Source organism: Hydrocarboniphaga sp., from assembly GCF_028291725.1.
Taxonomy (GTDB): domain Bacteria; phylum Pseudomonadota; class Gammaproteobacteria; order Nevskiales; family Nevskiaceae; genus Hydrocarboniphaga.
Genome location: NZ_JAQGNT010000110.1, coordinates 1 through 17605 on the forward strand (window position 1 = coordinate 1; position 17605 = coordinate 17605).

At 64.6% G+C, this 17605-nt stretch carries 20 protein-coding genes; 17 read left to right on the forward strand and 3 right to left on the reverse strand.

Going from position 1 to position 17605, the window contains the following annotated elements:
- Positions 1–145 precede the first annotated feature (145 nt).
- From JWQ90_RS27910 to JWQ90_RS27975, 14 genes are all read left to right on the forward strand, one after another.
- Positions 146–1489 (forward strand): ATP-binding protein, encoded by a 1344-nt coding sequence (locus JWQ90_RS27910; RefSeq protein WP_299698366.1) that lies wholly within the window; start codon positions 146–148, stop codon positions 1487–1489.
- A 57-nt stretch (positions 1490–1546) separates the two neighbouring features.
- Positions 1547–1759, forward strand: coding sequence for a DUF3185 domain-containing protein (locus JWQ90_RS27915; RefSeq protein WP_299698367.1), 213 nt, complete (start codon positions 1547–1549; stop codon positions 1757–1759).
- 133 nt (positions 1760–1892) lie between these two features.
- Positions 1893–2522, forward strand: coding sequence for a 16S rRNA (guanine(527)-N(7))-methyltransferase RsmG (gene rsmG, locus JWQ90_RS27920; RefSeq protein WP_299698368.1), 630 nt, complete (start codon positions 1893–1895; stop codon positions 2520–2522).
- On the forward strand, positions 2519–3319 hold the full coding sequence (locus JWQ90_RS27925) for a ParA family protein (protein WP_299698369.1): 801 nt from the start codon (positions 2519–2521) through the stop codon (positions 3317–3319). Before rsmG ends, JWQ90_RS27925 begins: the two co-directional genes overlap by 4 nt.
- Positions 3320–3335: 16 nt before the next feature.
- On the forward strand, positions 3336–4199 hold the full coding sequence (locus JWQ90_RS27930) for a ParB/RepB/Spo0J family partition protein (protein ID WP_299698370.1): 864 nt from the start codon (positions 3336–3338) through the stop codon (positions 4197–4199).
- 157 nt (positions 4200–4356) lie between these two features.
- Positions 4357–4704, forward strand: a complete 348-nt coding sequence (locus JWQ90_RS27935; protein ID WP_299698371.1) for an ATP synthase subunit I — start codon at positions 4357–4359, stop codon at positions 4702–4704.
- A complete protein-coding gene (gene atpB, locus JWQ90_RS27940) occupies positions 4704–5510 on the forward strand; it encodes a F0F1 ATP synthase subunit A (protein ID WP_299698372.1) in 807 nt (268 codons plus the stop codon). Before JWQ90_RS27935 ends, atpB begins: the two co-directional genes overlap by 1 nt.
- Before the next feature lie 92 nt (positions 5511–5602).
- Positions 5603–5875, forward strand: a complete 273-nt coding sequence (atpE, locus tag JWQ90_RS27945; protein WP_299698373.1) for a F0F1 ATP synthase subunit C — start codon at positions 5603–5605, stop codon at positions 5873–5875.
- A 56-nt stretch (positions 5876–5931) separates the two neighbouring features.
- A complete protein-coding gene (locus JWQ90_RS27950; RefSeq protein WP_299698374.1) occupies positions 5932–6405 on the forward strand; it encodes a F0F1 ATP synthase subunit B in 474 nt (157 codons plus the stop codon).
- Between the two features lie 18 nt (positions 6406–6423).
- Positions 6424–6960, forward strand: a complete 537-nt coding sequence (locus tag JWQ90_RS27955) for a F0F1 ATP synthase subunit delta (protein WP_299698375.1) — start codon at positions 6424–6426, stop codon at positions 6958–6960.
- Positions 6961–7073: 113 nt separating this feature from the next.
- Positions 7074–8630 (forward strand): F0F1 ATP synthase subunit alpha, encoded by a 1557-nt coding sequence (atpA, locus tag JWQ90_RS27960; protein WP_299698376.1) that lies wholly within the window; start codon positions 7074–7076, stop codon positions 8628–8630.
- A 219-nt stretch (positions 8631–8849) separates the two neighbouring features.
- Positions 8850–9710, forward strand: a complete 861-nt coding sequence (gene atpG, locus JWQ90_RS27965; RefSeq protein ID WP_299698377.1) for a F0F1 ATP synthase subunit gamma — start codon at positions 8850–8852, stop codon at positions 9708–9710.
- A 44-nt stretch (positions 9711–9754) separates the two neighbouring features.
- Positions 9755–11161: a F0F1 ATP synthase subunit beta gene (gene atpD, locus JWQ90_RS27970; protein ID WP_299698378.1), complete on the forward strand. Its 1407-nt coding sequence runs from the start codon at positions 9755–9757 to the stop codon at positions 11159–11161.
- A gap of 63 nt (positions 11162–11224) precedes the next feature.
- Positions 11225–11647: a F0F1 ATP synthase subunit epsilon gene (locus JWQ90_RS27975; RefSeq protein ID WP_299698379.1), complete on the forward strand. Its 423-nt coding sequence runs from the start codon at positions 11225–11227 to the stop codon at positions 11645–11647.
- Positions 11648–11727: 80 nt separating this feature from the next.
- Here JWQ90_RS27975 and JWQ90_RS27980 read toward each other — a convergent pair whose 3' ends face one another.
- Together JWQ90_RS27980 and JWQ90_RS27985 are read right to left on the reverse strand one after the other, a co-directional pair.
- The gene (locus JWQ90_RS27980) at positions 11728–12180 is read right to left on the reverse strand and encodes a MarR family transcriptional regulator (protein WP_299698380.1); all 453 of its coding nucleotides are present in this window, start codon (positions 12178–12180) and stop codon (positions 11728–11730) included.
- A 124-nt stretch (positions 12181–12304) separates the two neighbouring features.
- On the reverse strand, positions 12305–13183 hold the full coding sequence (locus JWQ90_RS27985; protein ID WP_299698381.1) for an alpha/beta hydrolase: 879 nt from the start codon (positions 13181–13183) through the stop codon (positions 12305–12307).
- A gap of 307 nt (positions 13184–13490) precedes the next feature.
- On the opposite strand from JWQ90_RS27985, the gene JWQ90_RS27990 reads away from it, so the two are divergent.
- Positions 13491–14300, forward strand: a complete 810-nt coding sequence (locus tag JWQ90_RS27990) for a class I SAM-dependent methyltransferase (protein ID WP_299698382.1) — start codon at positions 13491–13493, stop codon at positions 14298–14300.
- On the opposite strand, the gene JWQ90_RS27995 is transcribed toward JWQ90_RS27990, so the two are convergent.
- The gene (locus tag JWQ90_RS27995; protein ID WP_299698383.1) at positions 14297–14833 is read right to left on the reverse strand and encodes a hypothetical protein; all 537 of its coding nucleotides are present in this window, start codon (positions 14831–14833) and stop codon (positions 14297–14299) included. The genes JWQ90_RS27990 and JWQ90_RS27995 overlap by 4 nt on opposite strands.
- A 151-nt stretch (positions 14834–14984) precedes the next feature.
- On the opposite strand from JWQ90_RS27995, the gene glmU reads away from it, so the two are divergent.
- On the forward strand, positions 14985–16361 hold the full coding sequence (gene glmU, locus JWQ90_RS28000) for a bifunctional UDP-N-acetylglucosamine diphosphorylase/glucosamine-1-phosphate N-acetyltransferase GlmU (protein ID WP_299698384.1): 1377 nt from the start codon (positions 14985–14987) through the stop codon (positions 16359–16361).
- On the forward strand, positions 16361–17584 hold the full coding sequence (locus JWQ90_RS28005) for a serine hydrolase domain-containing protein (RefSeq protein WP_299698385.1): 1224 nt from the start codon (positions 16361–16363) through the stop codon (positions 17582–17584). Before glmU ends, JWQ90_RS28005 begins: the two co-directional genes overlap by 1 nt.
- Positions 17585–17605 lie beyond the last annotated feature (21 nt).

The window sequence follows — 17605 nt, forward strand, 5'->3', positions numbered from 1 at the left end:
TTTGTTTTCCCATGTAATCGGCGAAAACAATGTACCGTTATTCTCCGAACACGCCACGAGTCTCTTTCATCATCAGGGGTGGCGCGAGTCGCCATGTCCGTTGGGGTGAGCGCAGCGAACCCCAACAATGGGCACTATGCCGCGCATGACCACCATCTCCCTCGAAGGCCGCACGCTCGCCGTCTGCAGCCTGCTTGCGGTCGGCGGCGCGCTGCTCGGCATCGTGCTGGCGCGGTACGTCGCCGACGGCGTGCTGGCTGCACTGATCGCGGCGCTGATCGTGCTGCCGGTCACCACGCTGGTGGTGCGCAAATTCATGGCGCCGGTCAGCCGCCATCTGCGCGCTTTGGTCGACGGCGTGTCCTCGCTGCGCGACGGCGATTTCAGCGTCAGCCTGGCGGTCACGCGCAGCGACGAGCTGGGCGAACTCGCCAGCGTCTACAACAGCGTCGGCGACATCCTGCGCACCGAACGCCAGAATCTCTACCAGCGCGAACTGCTGCTCGACACGGTGATCCAGTCCTCGCCGCAGTCGCTGGTGCTGACCGACATCGTCGGCCATGTGCTGTATGCGAATACCGCCGCGCGCAAGCGCTTTCATCGCGGCCGGCGCATGGAGGGCCTGCTGTTCAACGAGGTGCTCGAGCACGCGCCGCCGGGCCTGCGCGAAGCCGCAACCGCCGAGCGCGACGGCCTGTATACGGTGGAGGAGGAAGGCGAGGAGGCCGAGATCCTGCACGTGACGCGCAATCACTTCACGCTGAATACGCGCGAGCACCGGCTCTACCAGTTCCGCAGCCTGACCCGCGAGCTGACGCGCCAGGAGCTGCAGACCTGGAAGAAAGTCATCCGCGTGATCAGCCACGAGCTGAACAATTCGCTGGCGCCGATCTCGTCGCTGGCGCATTCGGGCCGGCTCGCGGTGCAGGCGCAGCGCCACGATCTGCTCGACGATATTTTCGTCACGATCGAGGAGCGCAGTGCGCGGCTCAAGCAGTTTCTCGAAAACTATGCGCGCTTCGCCAAGCTGCCGCAGCCGCGCAAGACCGATATCCAATGGCCGGCGTTTCTGGCGCGGCTGCGGCGCACGGTGCCGTATGCGCCGATCGGCGCGCCGCCGGCCGTGGCGGCGCATTTCGATGCCGCGCAGATCGAGCAGGTGCTGATCAACCTGCTGAAGAACGCGCACGAGTCCGGCGGCCCGGCCGAAGCCGTGGAGCTGGAAGTTCGCGGCGCTGCAGAGCCTGGATCGGGCGACCAGGTGCTGATCCGCGTGCTCGACCGCGGCCCCGGCATGTCCGACACGGTGCTGGCCAGCGCGCTGCTGCCGTTCTATTCGACCAAGCCCGACGGCACCGGCCTGGGCCTGACCTTGTGCCGCGAGATTGTCGAAGCCCATGGCGGCCGGGTCGCGCTGGCCAACCGGGCCGGGGGCGGGCTCGAGGTGCGGCTGTGGCTGCCGGGCGCCGCTCGTTCAGTAGCGGTTTAGCGCGCTCGGCAACACTCCGGGCTCTTATCGCTTATAACGAGGCTAGGGAGTGTCACCGTGAAAATATTCGGCGTGGTGCTGATTGTGCTGGGCATCCTCGGCTTCGTGTTCGGCGGCGTGAAGCTGACGCATACCGAGAAAGTGGCCGATATCGGGCCGATCGAGATCAACAAGGAAAAGACCAACTCGCTCCCGGTGACGCCGATCGCGTCGGGCGCGATCCTGATTGCCGGCATCGTGCTGCTGGTGGTCGGCGCCGGCAAGAAGTAGCCCGGGTTTTACCCGGGCTACGGCGGAGGGTCGTGATCTCTCAGGCGCCCGGCAATCGAAGGCGGCATACTGCGCGCCCTTCGCATTGCCGGGCGTTTCGTTCTTGGTCAGCAGCCGTTCTTCAAATCCAGCTGTGCAGCCGCCGCAGATCCTTGCCGAGGGGATCAAAACGCTCGGCTTGAGCCTGCCGGCCGAGGCGCCGGCGCGCTTGCTCGCCTACCAGGCCGAGCTGCTGAAATGGAACAGCGCCTATAACCTGACCGCGATCCGCGATCCGCAGGCGATGGTCACGCGGCATCTGCTGGATTCGCTGAGCCTGCTGCCGCTCCTTAACGACGGAACGCTGCTCGACGTCGGCAGCGGCGCCGGCCTGCCGGCGCTGGTGCTGGCGATCGCGCGGCCGGAGTTACCGGTGGTCGCGCTCGACAGCAACGGCAAGAAAGCACGCTTCATGCGCCATGCGGTGCGGGCTCTGCATATCGACAATGCGCGTGTGATCGAGGGCCGCGTCGAAGATCTGGCCTCCGGCGAAACCTTCCCGCAGATCGTCAGCCGCGCCTTCGCCCGCCTCGCCGATTTCGTGTCGCTGACCCGGCATTTGCTGGCGCCGGGTGGTCAATGGGTGGCCATGAAGGGCAAACTAGACGCAGGCGAACGCGCGGCACTGCCGGCGGACTGCCAGGTCCAGGCCACGCACCGCCTGCAGGTGCCGGGTCTCAATGAGGACCGGCACGCGCTTCTTCTCACTTTAAAAAGCCAATGACGCACGTCATCGCGGTCACCAACCAGAAAGGGGGTGTCGGCAAAACCACCACCTCGATCAATCTCGCCGCCTCGCTCGCGGCCACCAAGCGCCGTGTGCTGCTGGTGGACCTCGACGCGCAGGGCAACGCGACGATGGGCGTGGGCGTCGACAAATCCGCGCTGGAGTTGACCGCACGCGACGTGCTGCTGGAAAAGACACCGGCGGCGCGCGCGATCCAGTATCTGCCGCAGCTCGGCCTGTGGCTGCTGCCGGCGAATGCCGACATGACCGAGGCCGAAATCCGGCTGCGCGACGTCGCCGCCGGCGATTTTGCGCTGAAGAGCGCGCTGGACGATGTCGCCAGCCAGTTCGACTACATCATCCTCGACTGCCCGCCGGCGCTGTCCAAGCTCACCGTCAACGCGCTGGTCTGCGCCGACGGTGTGCTGATCCCGATGCAGTGCGAGTACTACGCGCTCGAGGGTCTGAGTGCGCTGGTCGACACGGTCGAGAAGATCAAGCGCGTGATCAATCCGCGGCTGGAGATCGAGGGCCTGCTGCGGACGATGTTCGACCCGCGCAACAACCTGGCCAACGACGTGTCGGCGCAGCTGGTCCAGCATTTCCCCGACAAGGTGTATCGCACGATCATCCCGCGCAACGTGCGCCTGGCCGAGGCGCCCAGCTACGGGTTGCCGGTGATGTTCTATGACGCCGCCAGCACTGGCGCCAAGGCCTATCTGGCGCTGGCCGGCGAAGTGCTGCGCCGCCACGACGGCGGGCAATTGCGTTTCAATGCGGAAGAGGTTGCATGAGTGCTGAGGAGCTGATTTGAGCGTAAGGAAAAGAGGTCTGGGCCGCGGCCTGGACGTACTGCTGAGCAGCGTCAACGCGGTCGCCGCGCCGCTGGACGCCGACGAAGAACTGCGCCATCTGCTGCTCGACGACCTGCAGCCGGGTAAGCACCAGCCGCGCCGCGCCTTCGATACCGAGGCGCTGGAAGAGCTGGCCAACTCGATCGCCTCGCAGGGCGTGGTCCAGCCCATCGTCGTGCGCCCGGCCGAAAACGGCCGCTACGAGATCGTCGCCGGCGAACGCCGCTGGCGCGCGGCGCGCATGGCCGGCCTTGCGACCGTGCCGGCGGTGGTGCGCAACCTCGACGAGCGCGGTGCGATGGCGGTGGCCCTGGTCGAGAACATCCAGCGCGCCGACCTGAATCCGCTGGAAGAAGCCGAGGCCCTGCACAAGCTGATCCTGGAATGCGGGCTGACCCACGAGCAGGCCGCCACCGCGGTCGGCCGCAAGCGCGCCAGCATCACCAACCTGCTGCGCGTGATGGAGCTGGAGGGCGAGGTGCAGCAATGGCTGCGTGAGAATCGGCTTACATTGGGCCACGCCAAGGCACTGCTCGGCCTGCCCAAGTCCGCGCAGACCGCGCTGGCGCATCGGGTGATCGACGAGCATCTGACCGTGCGTCAGACCGAGGCGCTGGTTCAGGCGGCGCAGAATCGGGGTGAAGTCAGGGTGCCGGCCAAACCGGCGGCGCCGGCCAGTGCGCTGGAAGCACGCCTGCGCGAGACCATCGGCCTGCCGGTGAAGCTGAGCCAGAACCAGGCCGGGCGCGGCAAGCTGACTGTCAGCTTCCGCAATGCCAAGGAACTGGAGAGCCTGCTCGGCCGCATCGGCGGCGGTTAGAATGCAGGCCGATCGGGCGGGATTTGGCGGGTATTTGGCCGGGATTTGGCCGGGATTTGTAACGGTTCGTTGTGCATTCGTAACCGTTCATAGTTGAACTGGCCGTTTATCGCCCCGTATACTTGATGGGCTTGATGCCTTGCAGACGGTAACGCGGATGTCACTGGGTGCGCGCCTCGCCGGGTATCAATTGCTGGTCGGCCTGGGAGCCGGTGTGCTGTGGTGGCTGGGGTCGGGTTTCGACGCCGCCTTTGCTGCAGTTGCCGGAGGGGCGGCCAGCGGTCTGCTGACCTGGTACACGGCCGTCAAGGCCTTGGGGCGGAAGCATCAGGACCCTGGCGCGATGTTGTCGGATTTTTTTCGCGCGCAGGCCTGGAAATACGGGCTGGCGGCGGTGATTTTCGTCGCCGCGATTAAAATATTCGGGCATCAGTTTCTGCCATTTATTTCGGCGTATCTGGCGACCCTTTCGATTTATTGGTTCTCTCTGCTTTGGAAAGAGTGATGGCGAGCGCTTCACCTACCCCCGCGGAATACGTCACCCACCATCTTCAGCACCTGACGTATGCAGGTGATTCCAGCTTCATTTCGGCCTCGGCCTGGCATGTCGACACGCTGATCATTTCCACGCTGCTGGGCCTGATCTTCCTGACGGTGTTCCGCATCGTCGCGGTCCGCGCCACCGCCGGCGTACCGGGCAAGCTGCAGAACTTCGTCGAAATGATCATCGAGTTCGTCGATAACTCGGTGAAGAGCAGCTTCCACGGCAGCCGCGCCTTCGTCGCGCCGCTGGCGCTGACGATTTTCGTCTGGGTGTTCCTGTGGAACAGCATGGACCTGATCCCGGTCGATCTGGTGCCCAAGCTGTGGGCGCTGGCCTACGGCGCCGCCGGCCACGATGCTCATCACGCCTATATCCGCATTGTCCCCTCGGCCGACATGAGCGCGACTTTCGCGCTGTCGATCTCGGTGTTCATCCTGATCTTCGTCTACAGCTTCAAGGGCAAGGGCGCCGGCGGTTTCGCCAAGGAGTTCCTGTTCCATCCGTTCGGCCCGTACCTGCTGCCGGCCAACGTGCTGCTGAACACGGTCGAATACCTGGCGCGCCCGATGTCGCTGGCGCTGCGACTGTTCGGCAACCTCTACGCCGGCGAGCTGATCTTCATCCTGATCGCGCTGCTGCCCTGGTGGGCGCAGGTGATCCCCGGCTTGGGCTGGATGATCTTCCACATCCTGGTCGTAACCCTGCAGGCCTTCATCTTCATGACGCTGACGATCGTGTATCTCAGCATGGCCTACGAGCACCACTGAGCCGCATCGATTTCCGCTGTAATGATTGGTTGCATGTTGTACGTCGTAACCGCTACTAAACCACCGCAATAGATATAGAGACGGAGCATCCCATGGAGTATGTCGCAGCAATCCAGGCCAACACGGCCATCACCATCGGCCTGATCTTCGGTCTGGCAGCTCTGGGCACGGCCATCGGCTTCGGCCTGCTGGGCGGCAAGTTCCTGGAAGGCGCGGCCCGCCAGCCCGAGATGGCCAACATGCTGCAGACGCGCATGTTCATCATCGCCGGCCTGCTCGACGCCGTCGCCATCATCGGCGTCGCCATGGGCCTGCTGATGATGTTCGCGAACCCGCTGCTGTCGCAGTTGCAGCCGGCAGGCTAAGACGCTCCGGCGTCTGATTCCAGAGTTCGACCGACTCGTCTTTAAAGAGAACCTCGATGCAGGCAAGTATCCCGTCCATCGTTGGCCAGATGATCGTGTTCTTCATCTTCGTGATGTTCACGATGAAGTACGTCTGGCCGCCGATCACCAAGGCGCTCGAAGAGCGTCGCGTGCGCATCGCCGAAGGTCTGGCGGCTGCCGAGCGTGGCGCCGCTTCGCTGAAGGAAGCCTCGGCCAAGAGCGATGAGGCCCTCAAGGCTGCTCGCATCCAGGCTCAGGAGATTCTGACCGCCGCCAACAAGCAGGCGACCCAGATGGTCGAGGCTGCCAAGCTGACCGCGACTCACGAAGCCGAGAAGATCGTCGAACACGCCAATGGCGAAGTCCTGCGCCAGGTCACACACGCCAAGGAGGAACTGCGCCGGCAGGTCGGCGATCTGGCGGTGCTGGGCGCGGCGCGCATCCTCAAGCGTGAAGTCAACGCGAGCGCGCACGCCGACATCCTGCAAGACCTCGCGGCGCGGATCTGACACAGGATTGATGCGCTCATGGCCGAACTGCAAACCCTCGCTCGTCCCTACGCCAAGGCGGTTTTCGAGCTGGGCCGCGAAGGCGGCAACTTGAAGGACTGGTCGGCGCGGCTGGCGACCATCGCCGCCGCGGTGCAGGTGCCGGAAACAGCCGCGCTGATCGGCCATCCGCGCGTCACCCGGCAGATGCTGTCGGCCGCGCTGGGCAAATCCCTAGCCGCATCGCTGGGCCATGACGGCCAGGGCTTGGCGCAGCTGCTGGCCGAGAATGGCCGTCTGACGCTGGCGCCGCTGATTGCGGAACAGTTCGAGGCGCTGCGCGCCGCGGCCGAGTCGCGGGTCGACGTCGAGATCACCTCGGCCGCCGAAGTCTCAGGCGCGCAGCGTTCGGCCCTCGGCGCGGCGCTCGGCGAGCGTTTGCATCGTGAAGTCGCGATCGACTGGAAGACGGACGAGAGCCTGATCGCGGGCGCGGTGGTTCGCGCAGGCGATCTCGTCATCGACGGCTCGGTCAGCGGCGAGCTGGCGCGGATGAAAAGCGCGCTGACGCAGTAAGAACCCAGTAAGTACCAGCAAAAGCACCAGAACGCCGGGCGCGAAAACGCCCGTAAAGAATCAGCCGGACGCGCAAGCAACGCGCGTCCCTACGGACAATCAGGGCATCAGACATGCAACTCAACCCTTCCGAAATCAGCGACCTGATCAAGGCCCGCATTCAGAACTTCGACGCGACCGTCGAGGCGCGCAACACCGGCACGATCGTCTCGCTGGCCGACGGCATCGTCCGTGTGCACGGCCTGTCGGACGCGCTGCAGGGTGAAATGCTCGAGTTCCCGGCCGACAAGAGCGGTGCGCCGACCTTCGGCCTCGCCCTGAACCTGGAGCGCGACTCGGTAGGCGCGGTGGTGCTGGGCGACTACAAGCATCTGAAGGAAGGCGACACGGTGAAGACCACCGGCCGCATTCTGGAAGTGCCGATCGGCCCGGGCCTGCTCGGCCGCGTGGTCGATGCCCTGGGTCGCCCGATCGACGGCAAGGGCCCGGTCGTCTCGGTCGGCACCAGCCCGATCGAAAAGATCGCGCCGGGCGTTATCGCCCGCCAGTCGGTCGATCAGCCGGTGCAGACCGGCTACAAGTCGGTCGACGCGATGATCCCGGTCGGCCGCGGCCAGCGCGAACTGATCATCGGCGACCGTCAGACCGGCAAGACCGCGATGGCCATCGACGCGATCATCAACCAGAAGACCACCGGCATTAAGTGCGTCTACGTCGCCATCGGCCAGAAGGCCTCGTCGATCGCCAACGTCGTGCGCAAGCTCGAGCAGCACGACGCGATGGCGCACACCATCGTCGTCGCCGCTTCGGCCTCGGAGGCCGCCGCGCTGCAGTTCATCGCGCCGTACTCCGGCTGCACCATGGGCGAATACTTCCGTGATCGCGGCGAAGACGCGCTGATCGTGTACGACGATCTGTCCAAGCAGGCTGTCGCCTATCGCCAGGTGTCGCTGCTGCTGAAGCGCCCGCCGGGCCGCGAAGCCTATCCGGGCGACGTGTTCTATCTCCACTCCCGTCTGCTCGAGCGCGCCGCGCGCGTCAACGCCGCCTACGTCGAGAAGTTCACCAACGGCGAAGTCAAGGGCAAGACCGGCTCGCTGACCGCGCTGCCGATCATCGAAACCCAGGCCGGCGACGTGTCCGCCTTCGTTCCGACCAACGTGATTTCGATCACCGACGGCCAGATCTTCCTGGAGACCGATCTGTTCAACGCCGGTGTTCGTCCCGCGATGAACGCCGGTATCTCGGTGAGCCGCGTCGGTGGCGCCGCTCAGACCAAGATCATTAAGAAGCTCTCGGGCGGCACCAAGCTGGCGCTCGCCCAGTACCGCGAACTCGCGGCCTTCGCGCAGTTCGCCTCGGACCTCGACGCGGCCACCCGCGCCCAGCTCGAGCGCGGCCAGCGCGTCACCGAGCTGATGAAGCAGAAGCAGTACGCGCCGATGGGCGTCGCCGAAATGGCGGCCTCGCTGTACTCGGCCGAAAAGGGCTATCTGGACAGCGTGCCGGTCGACAAGATCGGCGCCTGGGAAGCCAGCATGCAGCAGTTCCTGGCCGCGACCTACAAGCCGCTGATCGACAAGATCAACGTCAAGGGCGACTGGAACGACGCGCTGGAAGCCGAGCTGAAAGCAGCGCTCGACGCGTTCAAGAAGCAGAGCGCGATCTAAGCCAGAATCAGATGCAAGCATCTTCCTGTCATTTTTTTAGCCGTTCGTGCCGAGTAGCGGGCGCAGCCCGCGTATCGAGGCAGCCCTCCGATTCGCTCAGTCCCTCGATACGCCGCTCCCCTCGATACGCGCCTGCGGCGCTACTCGGGGCGAACGGGCCGGCTACTCGGGAGGAACGGGGTTTCGGATGGGCACTAACGAATAAGGAGCACTGAGCACGTGGCCGGCGCAAAGGAAATCCGCACCAAGATCAAGAGCGTGAAAAACACGCAGAAGATCACGCGTGCGATGGAAAAAGTGGCGATGTCGAAGATGCGCCGCGCACAGGAGCGCATGCTCGCTGCGCGCCCGTATGCCGAGGCGATCCGTCGCACGATGGGCCATCTCGCCAACGCGCAGCCGGAATATCGCCATTCGTACATGGTCGATCGCCCGGTCAAGCGCGTCGCCTACCTGATCATCTCCACCGACCGCGGTCTGGCCGGCGGCATCAACGTCAACAGCTTCCGTGTCTCGGTCCGTTCGATCAAGGAATGGAAAGACAAGGGCGTCGACGCGAGCCTGGCGATCGTCGGCAACAAGGGTATCGGCTTCTTCAAGCGCGTCGGCGGCAAGGTGCTGGCCACCGCTCACGGTCTCGGCGACAAGCCGACGCTGGACAGCGTGTTGGGCACGATCAAGGTCGTCACCGACGCGTTCCGCGTTGGTGAAGTCGATCGCGTGTATGTGGTCTACGCGAGCTTCGTCAACACGATGACGCAGCGCGCAACCGTGCAGCAGCTGCTGCCGATCGTCGCGGCACCGGCCGAAGGCCTGCTGAAGAACTGGGACTACATCTACGAGCCGAACGCGACCGAGCTGCTCGACACTGTGTTGCAGCGCTACATCGAGTCGCAGGTCTACCAGGCCGTGATCGAGAACACCGCGTCCGAACAGTCCGCGCGCATGGTGGCGATGAAAGCCGCCACCGACAACGCCGGCAAAATCATTCAGGGTCTGCAGCTCGCCTACAACAAGGCACGCCAGGCCAGCATCACCAAGGAACTCGCCGAGATCGTCGGCGGCGCTGCGGCCGTTTAATTTTTTAGGACGGGGCCGCAGGCCCCGCTTTGAGAGTAATGACAATGAATACCGGCAAGATTGTTCAGATCATCGGCGCGGTTATCGACGCGGAATTCCCGCGCGATGCCATCCCCAACATTTACGACGCGCTGACCGTCGAAGGCGCCGACCTGACGCTGGAAGTCCAGCAGCAGCTCGGCGACGGCGTGGTCCGCTGCATCGCGCTGGGTTCGTCCGACGGCCTGAAGCGCGGCCTGATCGCGACCAACACCGGCAAGCCGATTTCGGTGCCGGTGGGCAAGGGCACGCTCGGCCGCATCATGAACGTGCTCGGCGAGCCGATCGACGAAGTCGGCCCGGTGGAAACCACCGAGCGCTGGGCTATCCACCGCGACGCGCCGACCTATGAAGAGCAGGCCGGTTCGACCGAGCTGCTGGAAACCGGCATCAAGGTCATCGACCTGCTGTGCCCGTTCGCCAAGGGCGGCAAGGTCGGCCTGTTCGGCGGCGCCGGCGTCGGCAAGACCGTGAACATGCTCGAGCTGATCAACAACATCGCCAAGGCGCACAGCGGTCTGTCGGTGTTCGCCGGTGTCGGTGAGCGTACCCGCGAAGGCAACGACTTCTATCACGAAATGTCGGACGCCAAGGTCATCGTGCAGGAGAACCTGAGCGAGTCGAAAGTGGCGATGGTCTACGGCCAGATGAACGAGCCGCCGGGCAACCGTCTGCGCGTGGCGCTGAGCGGCCTGACGATGGCCGAATACTTCCGCGACGAAGGCCGCGACGTGCTGTTCTTCGTCGACAACATCTATCGCTACACGCTGGCCGGTACCGAAGTGTCCGCGCTGCTCGGCCGTATGCCGTCGGCGGTGGGATACCAGCCTACTTTGGCCGAAGAAATGGGCGTGCTGCAGGAGCGCATCACCTCGACCAAGAAGGGCTCGATCACCTCGATCCAGGCCGTCTACGTTCCCGCGGACGACCTTACCGATCCGTCGCCGGCGACCACCTTCGCTCACTTGGATTCGACCGTTACGCTGTCGCGTGACATCGCCAGCCTCGGTATCTATCCGGCCGTCGACCCGCTCGATTCCACCAGCCGCCAGCTCGACCCGGACGTGGTCGGTGCCGAGCACTACAACACCGCCCGCGACGTGCAGGGCGTGCTGCAGCGCTACAAGGAACTGAAGGACATCATCGCGATCCTCGGCATGGACGAGCTGTCGGAAGACGACAAGCGCGCCGTGGCCCGCGCGCGCAAGATCCAGCGTTTCCTGAGCCAGCCGTTCCACGTCGCCGAAGTGTTCACCGGCTCGCCCGGCAAGTACGTTTCGCTGAAGGAAACCATCCGCGGCTTCCGCGGCATCGTCGACGGCCAGTACGATCACCTGCCGGAGCAGGCGTTCTACATGGTCGGCACCATCGACGAGGCCATCGAGAAGGGCGCCAAGATGGCGGCGGCGTAGTTTGTCTCCTTCCCCCGCTTGCGGGGGAGGGGACTTAAAAGCAGGTTTTTGAGGTACTGAGTTATGGCGCAGATCCACGTCGACATCGTTTCCGCCGAAGGCCAGATCCACGAGGGCGAGGCCAGCATGGTGTTCGCCCCGGCCGAAATGGGCGAAGTCGGCATCGCGCCGCGCCACTCGCCGCTGCTGACGCGGTTGAAGCCGGGCGCGGTGCGTGTGCGCACGCCCAGCGGCGAAGAGCTGCAGTTCTTCGTCTCCGGCGGCATTCTCGAGATCCAGCCGCATCTGGTGACGATCCTCGCCGACACCGCGCTGCGCGCCAAGGATGCGGATGAAGCCTCCGCGCTGAAGGCCAAGCAGGACGCCGAATCCAAGCTCGCCGGCGCCAAGACCGAGATGGACCTGGCCAAGGCCCAGCAGGAAATGATCGAGGCCGCGGCGCGTCTAGAGTTCGTGCGCAAGCTCAACGCGCCGGGTCACCACTAGCAAGCGTAGGTTGGGGTGAGCGCAGCGAACCCCAACATCGGCGCGGACAAAATGTTGGGGTTCGCTGCGCTCACCCCAACCTACGGAATGCGGCCGCGATCGTCGTTGCTGAATTTGGTTTGCAGGCTCGCCAGCCAGCGCGCAACGACTTCCATCTCGGCCTCGCTGAAGCCTTCGCTGATCTTCGCGTTGATGCTCTCCAGGCCACGGCGCGCGGTCTGCAATTTGTCGCGGCCGGTGTCGCTCAGATGCAGTCGCATGGCCCGCCCGTCCTGCTCGTCGCGTCGCCGCTCGGCGAGGCCGGCCTTGCACATGCGATCGGCGAGACCGGTCATCGCCGACGGCGCCAGGTCCAGCGCCTCTGCGATTTCGCCGATCAGCGCGCCGTCGTGCTTCGCCAGGTAAAACAGCGCGCCGGCCTGCGCCGCCGATGCGCCGCCTTCGGCGCCGAATCGCGATTCGATCCAGCGGTTCACGCGACGCTGGCCGACGTTCAGCAGAAAGAACAGCCGTCGATCGGTGGGAGGCTTCATCGGCACATCATAGTGCCTCCCGATTTCGCAACTGTAGGAGCGGACCTTGAGCGGACCTTGTCCGCGATTGTGCTCTTGAAGGCCTCAATCGCGGACAAGGTCCGCTCCTACAATGGTTATCGATCTACGCCGCCTCGTGCCGCTCCAGCTGCGCCAGCAGCCAGCCGCTGACCTGCGGCCATAGCCGCGGCCTCATCGCCCGCCGGAAGAACCCCATGTGGCCGATCGCCTCGACGCCGACCTCAATCGGCGAGAACTGGCGCCGGTCGATATCGCAGTGCCTGAAATTGCGGACCAGCGCGGTGATGCCGCGCGGCGTCGCCCACAGATCGTCGTCGAAGCCGATCACGAACAGCGGCAGATGCTTGTCGCCGAAGCGTCGCCGCGCCTGCAGCGTCGGATCTTCAAAGAAATAATCGGGCTGCGAGCACCAGGCGAGCCACTCCCGTGCGACGCCGGCGGGCAGATCCCCGCCCAGGCCCAGGCGCCCGGGCAGATAGCCGAACAGGCGCAGCGCGATCGGCGCGATCACCGTCAGCAGCAGGTGCACGCGCCGGCGTTCGGAGGGCAGTTCGATATTGCCGATGTAGCCGGCCTGGCTCGCAACCATCACCGCCGCGCGCAGATGGCGCGTCGCATCGCTGATGCCGAGCGCATGGCCGCCGACGCTATGACCGACCGCGAGCAAGGGCAGCTGCGGGAACTGCTGCTGCGCCCATTCCGTCACCGCAGTGACGTCCAGCTCCATCCAGTCGCGCATCCGCGCCTGGAAGCCGCGCAAGGACTTCGGTGCCGAGCGGCCCATGCCGCGATAGTCGTAAGTGACCGCCATCAGACCCTGCTCGGTCAGGAATTCGGCGAACGACAAATACAGCTTCTCGGTCACTGCGGTCGCGGGATGGATCAGCACCAGGCCGTGCGGCCCGCTTTCGGGACGATGCAGCGTGCCGTGCAGGCGATAGCCGTCGGCGGCCTGGATTTCAATCGTTTCGGTGATGGGCATGGTGCCGTTGCTCCTGCATCCGCACCGCGGCAATACGCTGGCGTACGCTTAATATATTTCGTATGCGAAATAAAATGCAAGAGCGCGACAGCGCCAGCCATGTTCGATGCGGCGCTGCCCGCACCCGCTCGCATCCCGACCGGCGATTGCATAATGGAAGCGATGAGATCCCGTCGGCCATCGCAATCCCATAACCATGCACAGCGGTGAGAAAGGTGGGCTGCGACCTTGGTGGCGATCGCTCGATCGCATCGTCTCTCTGGGCTGGAGCAAGCTGGCCCGACGGAACTCCGGCGAGCCGGTATTGATGTCTCTGCCGGAGCAGATTCCCTTAGTCGATCGCAGCGACATCCTCGATCAGAAGCGGCGCAAGCTTGATCTCATTGCGTCCATTGTGCGATCCGACATGCCGCATCGACGGACGCAGCGGAACTACGATTTTTTGAGCGCCGAGTTGCAGCGGCAGTTCAAGATCGTCGCAACCGACGGCGTGTCGGCCCATGACTACGATCCGTTCGCACTCAGGCTGATCGAAGCGGCGAGCGAGGGCTGGGTGCTCGATTGCGGCGCCGGAAAGCGTGGACGGTATTACGACCACGTGGTGAACTTCGAGATTGTCGATTACGACACGACCGACGTACTGGGCGTCGGCGAAGTTCTGCCTTTCAAGGACGGCGTCTTCGATGGCGTGCTCTCGTTGAACGTGCTGGAGCACGTCAAAGATCCGTTCAAATGCGCGTCCGAAATCGCACGTGTGCTGAAGCCTGGCGGCAAGCTCTACTGTGTCGTGCCGTTTCTTCAGCCGCTCCATGCGTTCCCGCACCACTACTACAACATGACCGCGCAAGGCCTGCGGAACCTGTTCGAGCCGGGCTTGCACATCGAGCGGCAGGAGATGCTCGCCAGCGGCCTGCCGATCTGGGCGCTCTGCTCCCTGGTCAGCGGCTGGGCCAGCGGCTTGTCCGGCGTCGAAAAGGAGGAGTTCCTGCAGATGAAACTGGCGCGATTTTTGGAGAATCCGATCGATCTGCTGAAGGAGCCGTTCGTCAAACAGCTGTCGCGAGAAAAGAACTTCGAGCTTGCCTGCACTACCGCCCTGTTTGCACGCAAGCCCTAAGCGTCGCCGTCGGCCTCGTGCATCAGCAGCAGCCAAGCGGTGCGCGTGCCGGAGATCAGCAGCAGGATGATGCTGCTGAACAGGAACGACCAGAACATCAGATCGCTGATCAGGCGCATGACCGTGCCGGTTCCGGCAGCGAACAGGAACAGGTTGCCGAGCAGCGACAATCCGAAACGCTGCATCACCTGCCCACGGGCGGCGCCCGGCACCGGGCCGCGGGCGACCGAGACGATCCGCTGTATGGCTCGCCAAAGCCCCAGGCCGCCGACGATGCCGAGCGCGATGCCGATCTGGTTGCTCGAATACGGCACCAGCATCAGCAGCGAGACCAGCAGCACGTTGATGAAGTCGGAGAATGTCTGCCGTGCCAGCTTGCGCAAGCCGGAATCACCGGCCTTGCCGGCGACGCCGAGCGCCTCGGGTTTGAACGTCAGCGCAACGAAAACCAGGCCGACGAGGCCGCCGCTGACCTGCGCGGTCGATGAGAAAAAGCTGTTCCATTGCATAAGCTGATGGTGGAAATCGTCCATGCGAACCCTGTCGGGGAGGTGCGCCCCTACTGTAGCCCGGGTGCTATAGCCCGGGTGAAACGCGGGGTCGCCCAGTCCCGGGTTTCACCCGGGCTACGCCGTCGCCCAGAACCCCTAAACTTGCGCTCATTGCAACAAACCTCATGACGCCATGAAGACCCACGCCATCATCCTCGCCGCCGGCCGCGGCACGCGCATGAACAGCGCGCTGCCCAAGGTGCTGCATACCGTTGGTGGCCGGCCGATGCTCGCGCACGTGCTCGGAGCCGCCGCCGCGCTGGATGCGGATGCGCACCTGGTGCTCGGCCACGGAGCCGATCTGGTGCAGTCCTGGCTGACCCTGAGTGCCGCAACCACGATGCCGAAGATCGCGGTGCAGGCCGAACAGCTCGGTACCGCACACGCGGTGCAGCAGGCGTTGCCGGAGGTGCCGGACGATGCGCTGGTGGTGGTGCTGTATGGCGACGTTCCGCTGGTGGGCGCGGGCACGCTCGCCGCTTTGCAAAGCGCGGCTTCTTCGGGCTTGGCGCTGGTGACGGTGACACTCGACGACCCGTCCGGTTATGGCCGTATCCAGCGTGACGCCGAGAGCCGCGTCATCGGCATCGTCGAGCAGAAAGACGCGAGCGCCGAGCAGCGCGCGATCCGCGAAATCAATACCGGCCTGCTGGCCGCTCCGGCCGCGAGCCTGAAGCGCTGGATCGCGCAGGTGCAGAACCACAACGCCAGCGGCGAGTACTACCTGACCGACGTGGTCGCGCTGGCGGTGGCCGAAGGCGTGAGCGTGCAGACCGTGCTTGCGGTCAACGCCGCGGAAGTCGAAGGCGTCAACGACCGCGTGCAGCTGGCCCGCGCCGAGCGCCTGTTCCAGTTGCGCGAAGCGGAGCGCGCGATGCGCGCCGGCGTGCAGCTGGCCGACCCGGCACGCTTCGATCTGCGCGGCGAACTGCTCGCCGGACGCGACGTCTTCATCGACGTCGGCGTGATCATCGAAGGCCGCGTCGAACTCGCCGACGGCGTTCGCATCGGCGCGTATTCGCATTTGAAGAACGTCAAGCTCGGCCTGCGCAGCGAGGTGCTGTCGCACTGCGTGCTCGAGAATCTGGACGCCGGTGCGGACTGCCGCATCGGGCCGTTTGCGCGCGTGCGCATGGACACGCAGTTCGCCGACGAGGTGCATATCGGCAACTTCGTCGAGATCAAGAAAAGCCGCATCGGCCGCGCCACCAAGGCCGGGCATCTGGCGTACATCGGCGACGCGCTGGTAGGCGCCGACGTCAACATCGGCGCCGGCGTGATTACCTGCAACTACGATGGCGCCAACAAGCACGTCACCACGATCGGTGACGGTGCTTTCATCGGCACCGATACGCAGCTGGTCGCACCGGTTACGGTCGGTGATCGTGCCTTCATTGCGGCGGGTTCGACGATCACCCGCAACGTTGCCGACGACGCACTGGCGATCTGCCGGGCTCGCGATCAGAGGACCATCACCGGCTGGAAACGGCCGCAAAAAAAGCCGAAGTAATGCGCCGCGCAGGCGTTGCTGCATCACTGCTGCTGTGCGCTCTGCTCGCAGGGGCATGCAGCGGCTTGCGTCCGGCACCGGCTGGGCCGCACATCGACCAAAGCGTGCAGCGGCTGATGAGCGCGGCGAAAGTCCCCGGCCTGGCCGTGGCCTTGGTCGAGCACGGACAGCTTGCTTATCTGAAAACCTACGGCCTGCGCGACGTCGAAAGCGCGGCACCGCTGAATCCGGATACGGTGATGTACGGCGCGTCGCTGACCAAGGCGACGTTCGCGTACCTGGTGATGCAGCTGGTCGACGATGGCCGCATCGATCTCGACCAATCCATTGCCGCGTACCTGCCGAAGCCCTTGCCGGAGTACGAGAAGTATTCGGACCTGGCTGGCGATGAACGCTGGCGCATGATCACGCCACGCATGCTGTTGAGCCATACCGCGGGCTTTCCGAACTTTCGCTTCTTCACGCGCGACGGTGTGTATCGGCAAGACGCAAAGTTGAGTTTCTGGTTCGAGCCCGGCGCGCGCTTCAGCTATTCCGGTGAGGGCATCAATCTGCTGCAGTTTGTGATCGAGCAGGGTCTGGGACTCGATGTCGGGCAGCTGATGCAGCAGCGCGTTTTTGACCGCTTCGGCATGCGGCGCAGCAGCACGACCTGGCGCGATGATTTCGCCGCCGATAACGCGACCGGCTACGACGAAGCCGGCAAGGCGCTGGGACACAAGCGGCGCGGCTCGACGCGCGCCGCTGGCTCGATGGATACCACGCCGGCGGATTACGCGCGCTTCCTCGCCGGATTGCAGCGCGGCGAGGGCATCAGCGCCGCGTCGAAAAAAGAGATGCTGCGGCCGCAGATCGAAATCGATTCCGTCCAGCAGTTTCCGCCGCAGCTGACCGACAGCACCACCGACAATCGCGGCATCGCCCTGGCATACGGCCTCGGCTGGGGTTTGTTCCGCTCGTCGCAGGGGCCGGCGTATTTCAAGGAAGGCCATGACGACGGCACCAACAACTATGTGCTATGCATCGAGAACCGGCAGGCCTGCCTGATGCTGCTGTCCAACAGCTCCAACGCCGAAGGCATCTTCAAATATCTGGCCGACGATCTGCTGGGTCCGACCTGCCTGCCGTGGTTCTGGCAGAACTACATTCCCTACGACCATCCGGAACTGCGCGAGCCGTCGGCGCGGGATCAGCATCATTTGCCTTGCGACGAGCCCGGCTGAGCCCGTAGGTCGGCAATCCTT

What these genes read in the sequence shown, in the direction of transcription:
- JWQ90_RS27910 (WP_299698366.1), top strand. Translation starts at nt 146, where the DNA reads ATGACCACCATCTCCCTCGAAGGCCGCACGCTCGCCGTCTGCAGCCTG.
- JWQ90_RS27925 (WP_299698369.1), top strand. Translation starts at nt 2,519, where the DNA reads ATGACGCACGTCATCGCGGTCACCAACCAGAAAGGGGGTGTCGGCAAA.
- JWQ90_RS27935 (WP_299698371.1), top strand. Translation starts at nt 4,357, where the DNA reads ATGTCACTGGGTGCGCGCCTCGCCGGGTATCAATTGCTGGTCGGCCTG.
- atpB (WP_299698372.1), top strand. Translation starts at nt 4,704, where the DNA reads ATGGCGAGCGCTTCACCTACCCCCGCGGAATACGTCACCCACCATCTT.
- atpE (WP_299698373.1), top strand. Translation starts at nt 5,603, where the DNA reads ATGGAGTATGTCGCAGCAATCCAGGCCAACACGGCCATCACCATCGGC.
- JWQ90_RS27950 (WP_299698374.1), top strand. Translation starts at nt 5,932, where the DNA reads ATGCAGGCAAGTATCCCGTCCATCGTTGGCCAGATGATCGTGTTCTTC.
- JWQ90_RS27955 (WP_299698375.1), top strand. Translation starts at nt 6,424, where the DNA reads ATGGCCGAACTGCAAACCCTCGCTCGTCCCTACGCCAAGGCGGTTTTC.
- atpA (WP_299698376.1), top strand. Translation starts at nt 7,074, where the DNA reads ATGCAACTCAACCCTTCCGAAATCAGCGACCTGATCAAGGCCCGCATT.
- atpD (WP_299698378.1), top strand. Translation starts at nt 9,755, where the DNA reads ATGAATACCGGCAAGATTGTTCAGATCATCGGCGCGGTTATCGACGCG.
- JWQ90_RS27975 (WP_299698379.1), top strand. Translation starts at nt 11,225, where the DNA reads ATGGCGCAGATCCACGTCGACATCGTTTCCGCCGAAGGCCAGATCCAC.
- JWQ90_RS27980 (WP_299698380.1), bottom strand. Translation starts at nt 12,180, where the DNA reads ATGAAGCCTCCCACCGATCGACGGCTGTTCTTTCTGCTGAACGTCGGC.
- JWQ90_RS27985 (WP_299698381.1), bottom strand. Translation starts at nt 13,183, where the DNA reads ATGCCCATCACCGAAACGATTGAAATCCAGGCCGCCGACGGCTATCGC.
- JWQ90_RS27990 (WP_299698382.1), top strand. Translation starts at nt 13,491, where the DNA reads ATGTCTCTGCCGGAGCAGATTCCCTTAGTCGATCGCAGCGACATCCTC.
- JWQ90_RS27995 (WP_299698383.1), bottom strand. Translation starts at nt 14,833, where the DNA reads ATGGACGATTTCCACCATCAGCTTATGCAATGGAACAGCTTTTTCTCA.
- glmU (WP_299698384.1), top strand. Translation starts at nt 14,985, where the DNA reads ATGAAGACCCACGCCATCATCCTCGCCGCCGGCCGCGGCACGCGCATG.
- JWQ90_RS28005 (WP_299698385.1), top strand. Translation starts at nt 16,361, where the DNA reads ATGCGCCGCGCAGGCGTTGCTGCATCACTGCTGCTGTGCGCTCTGCTC.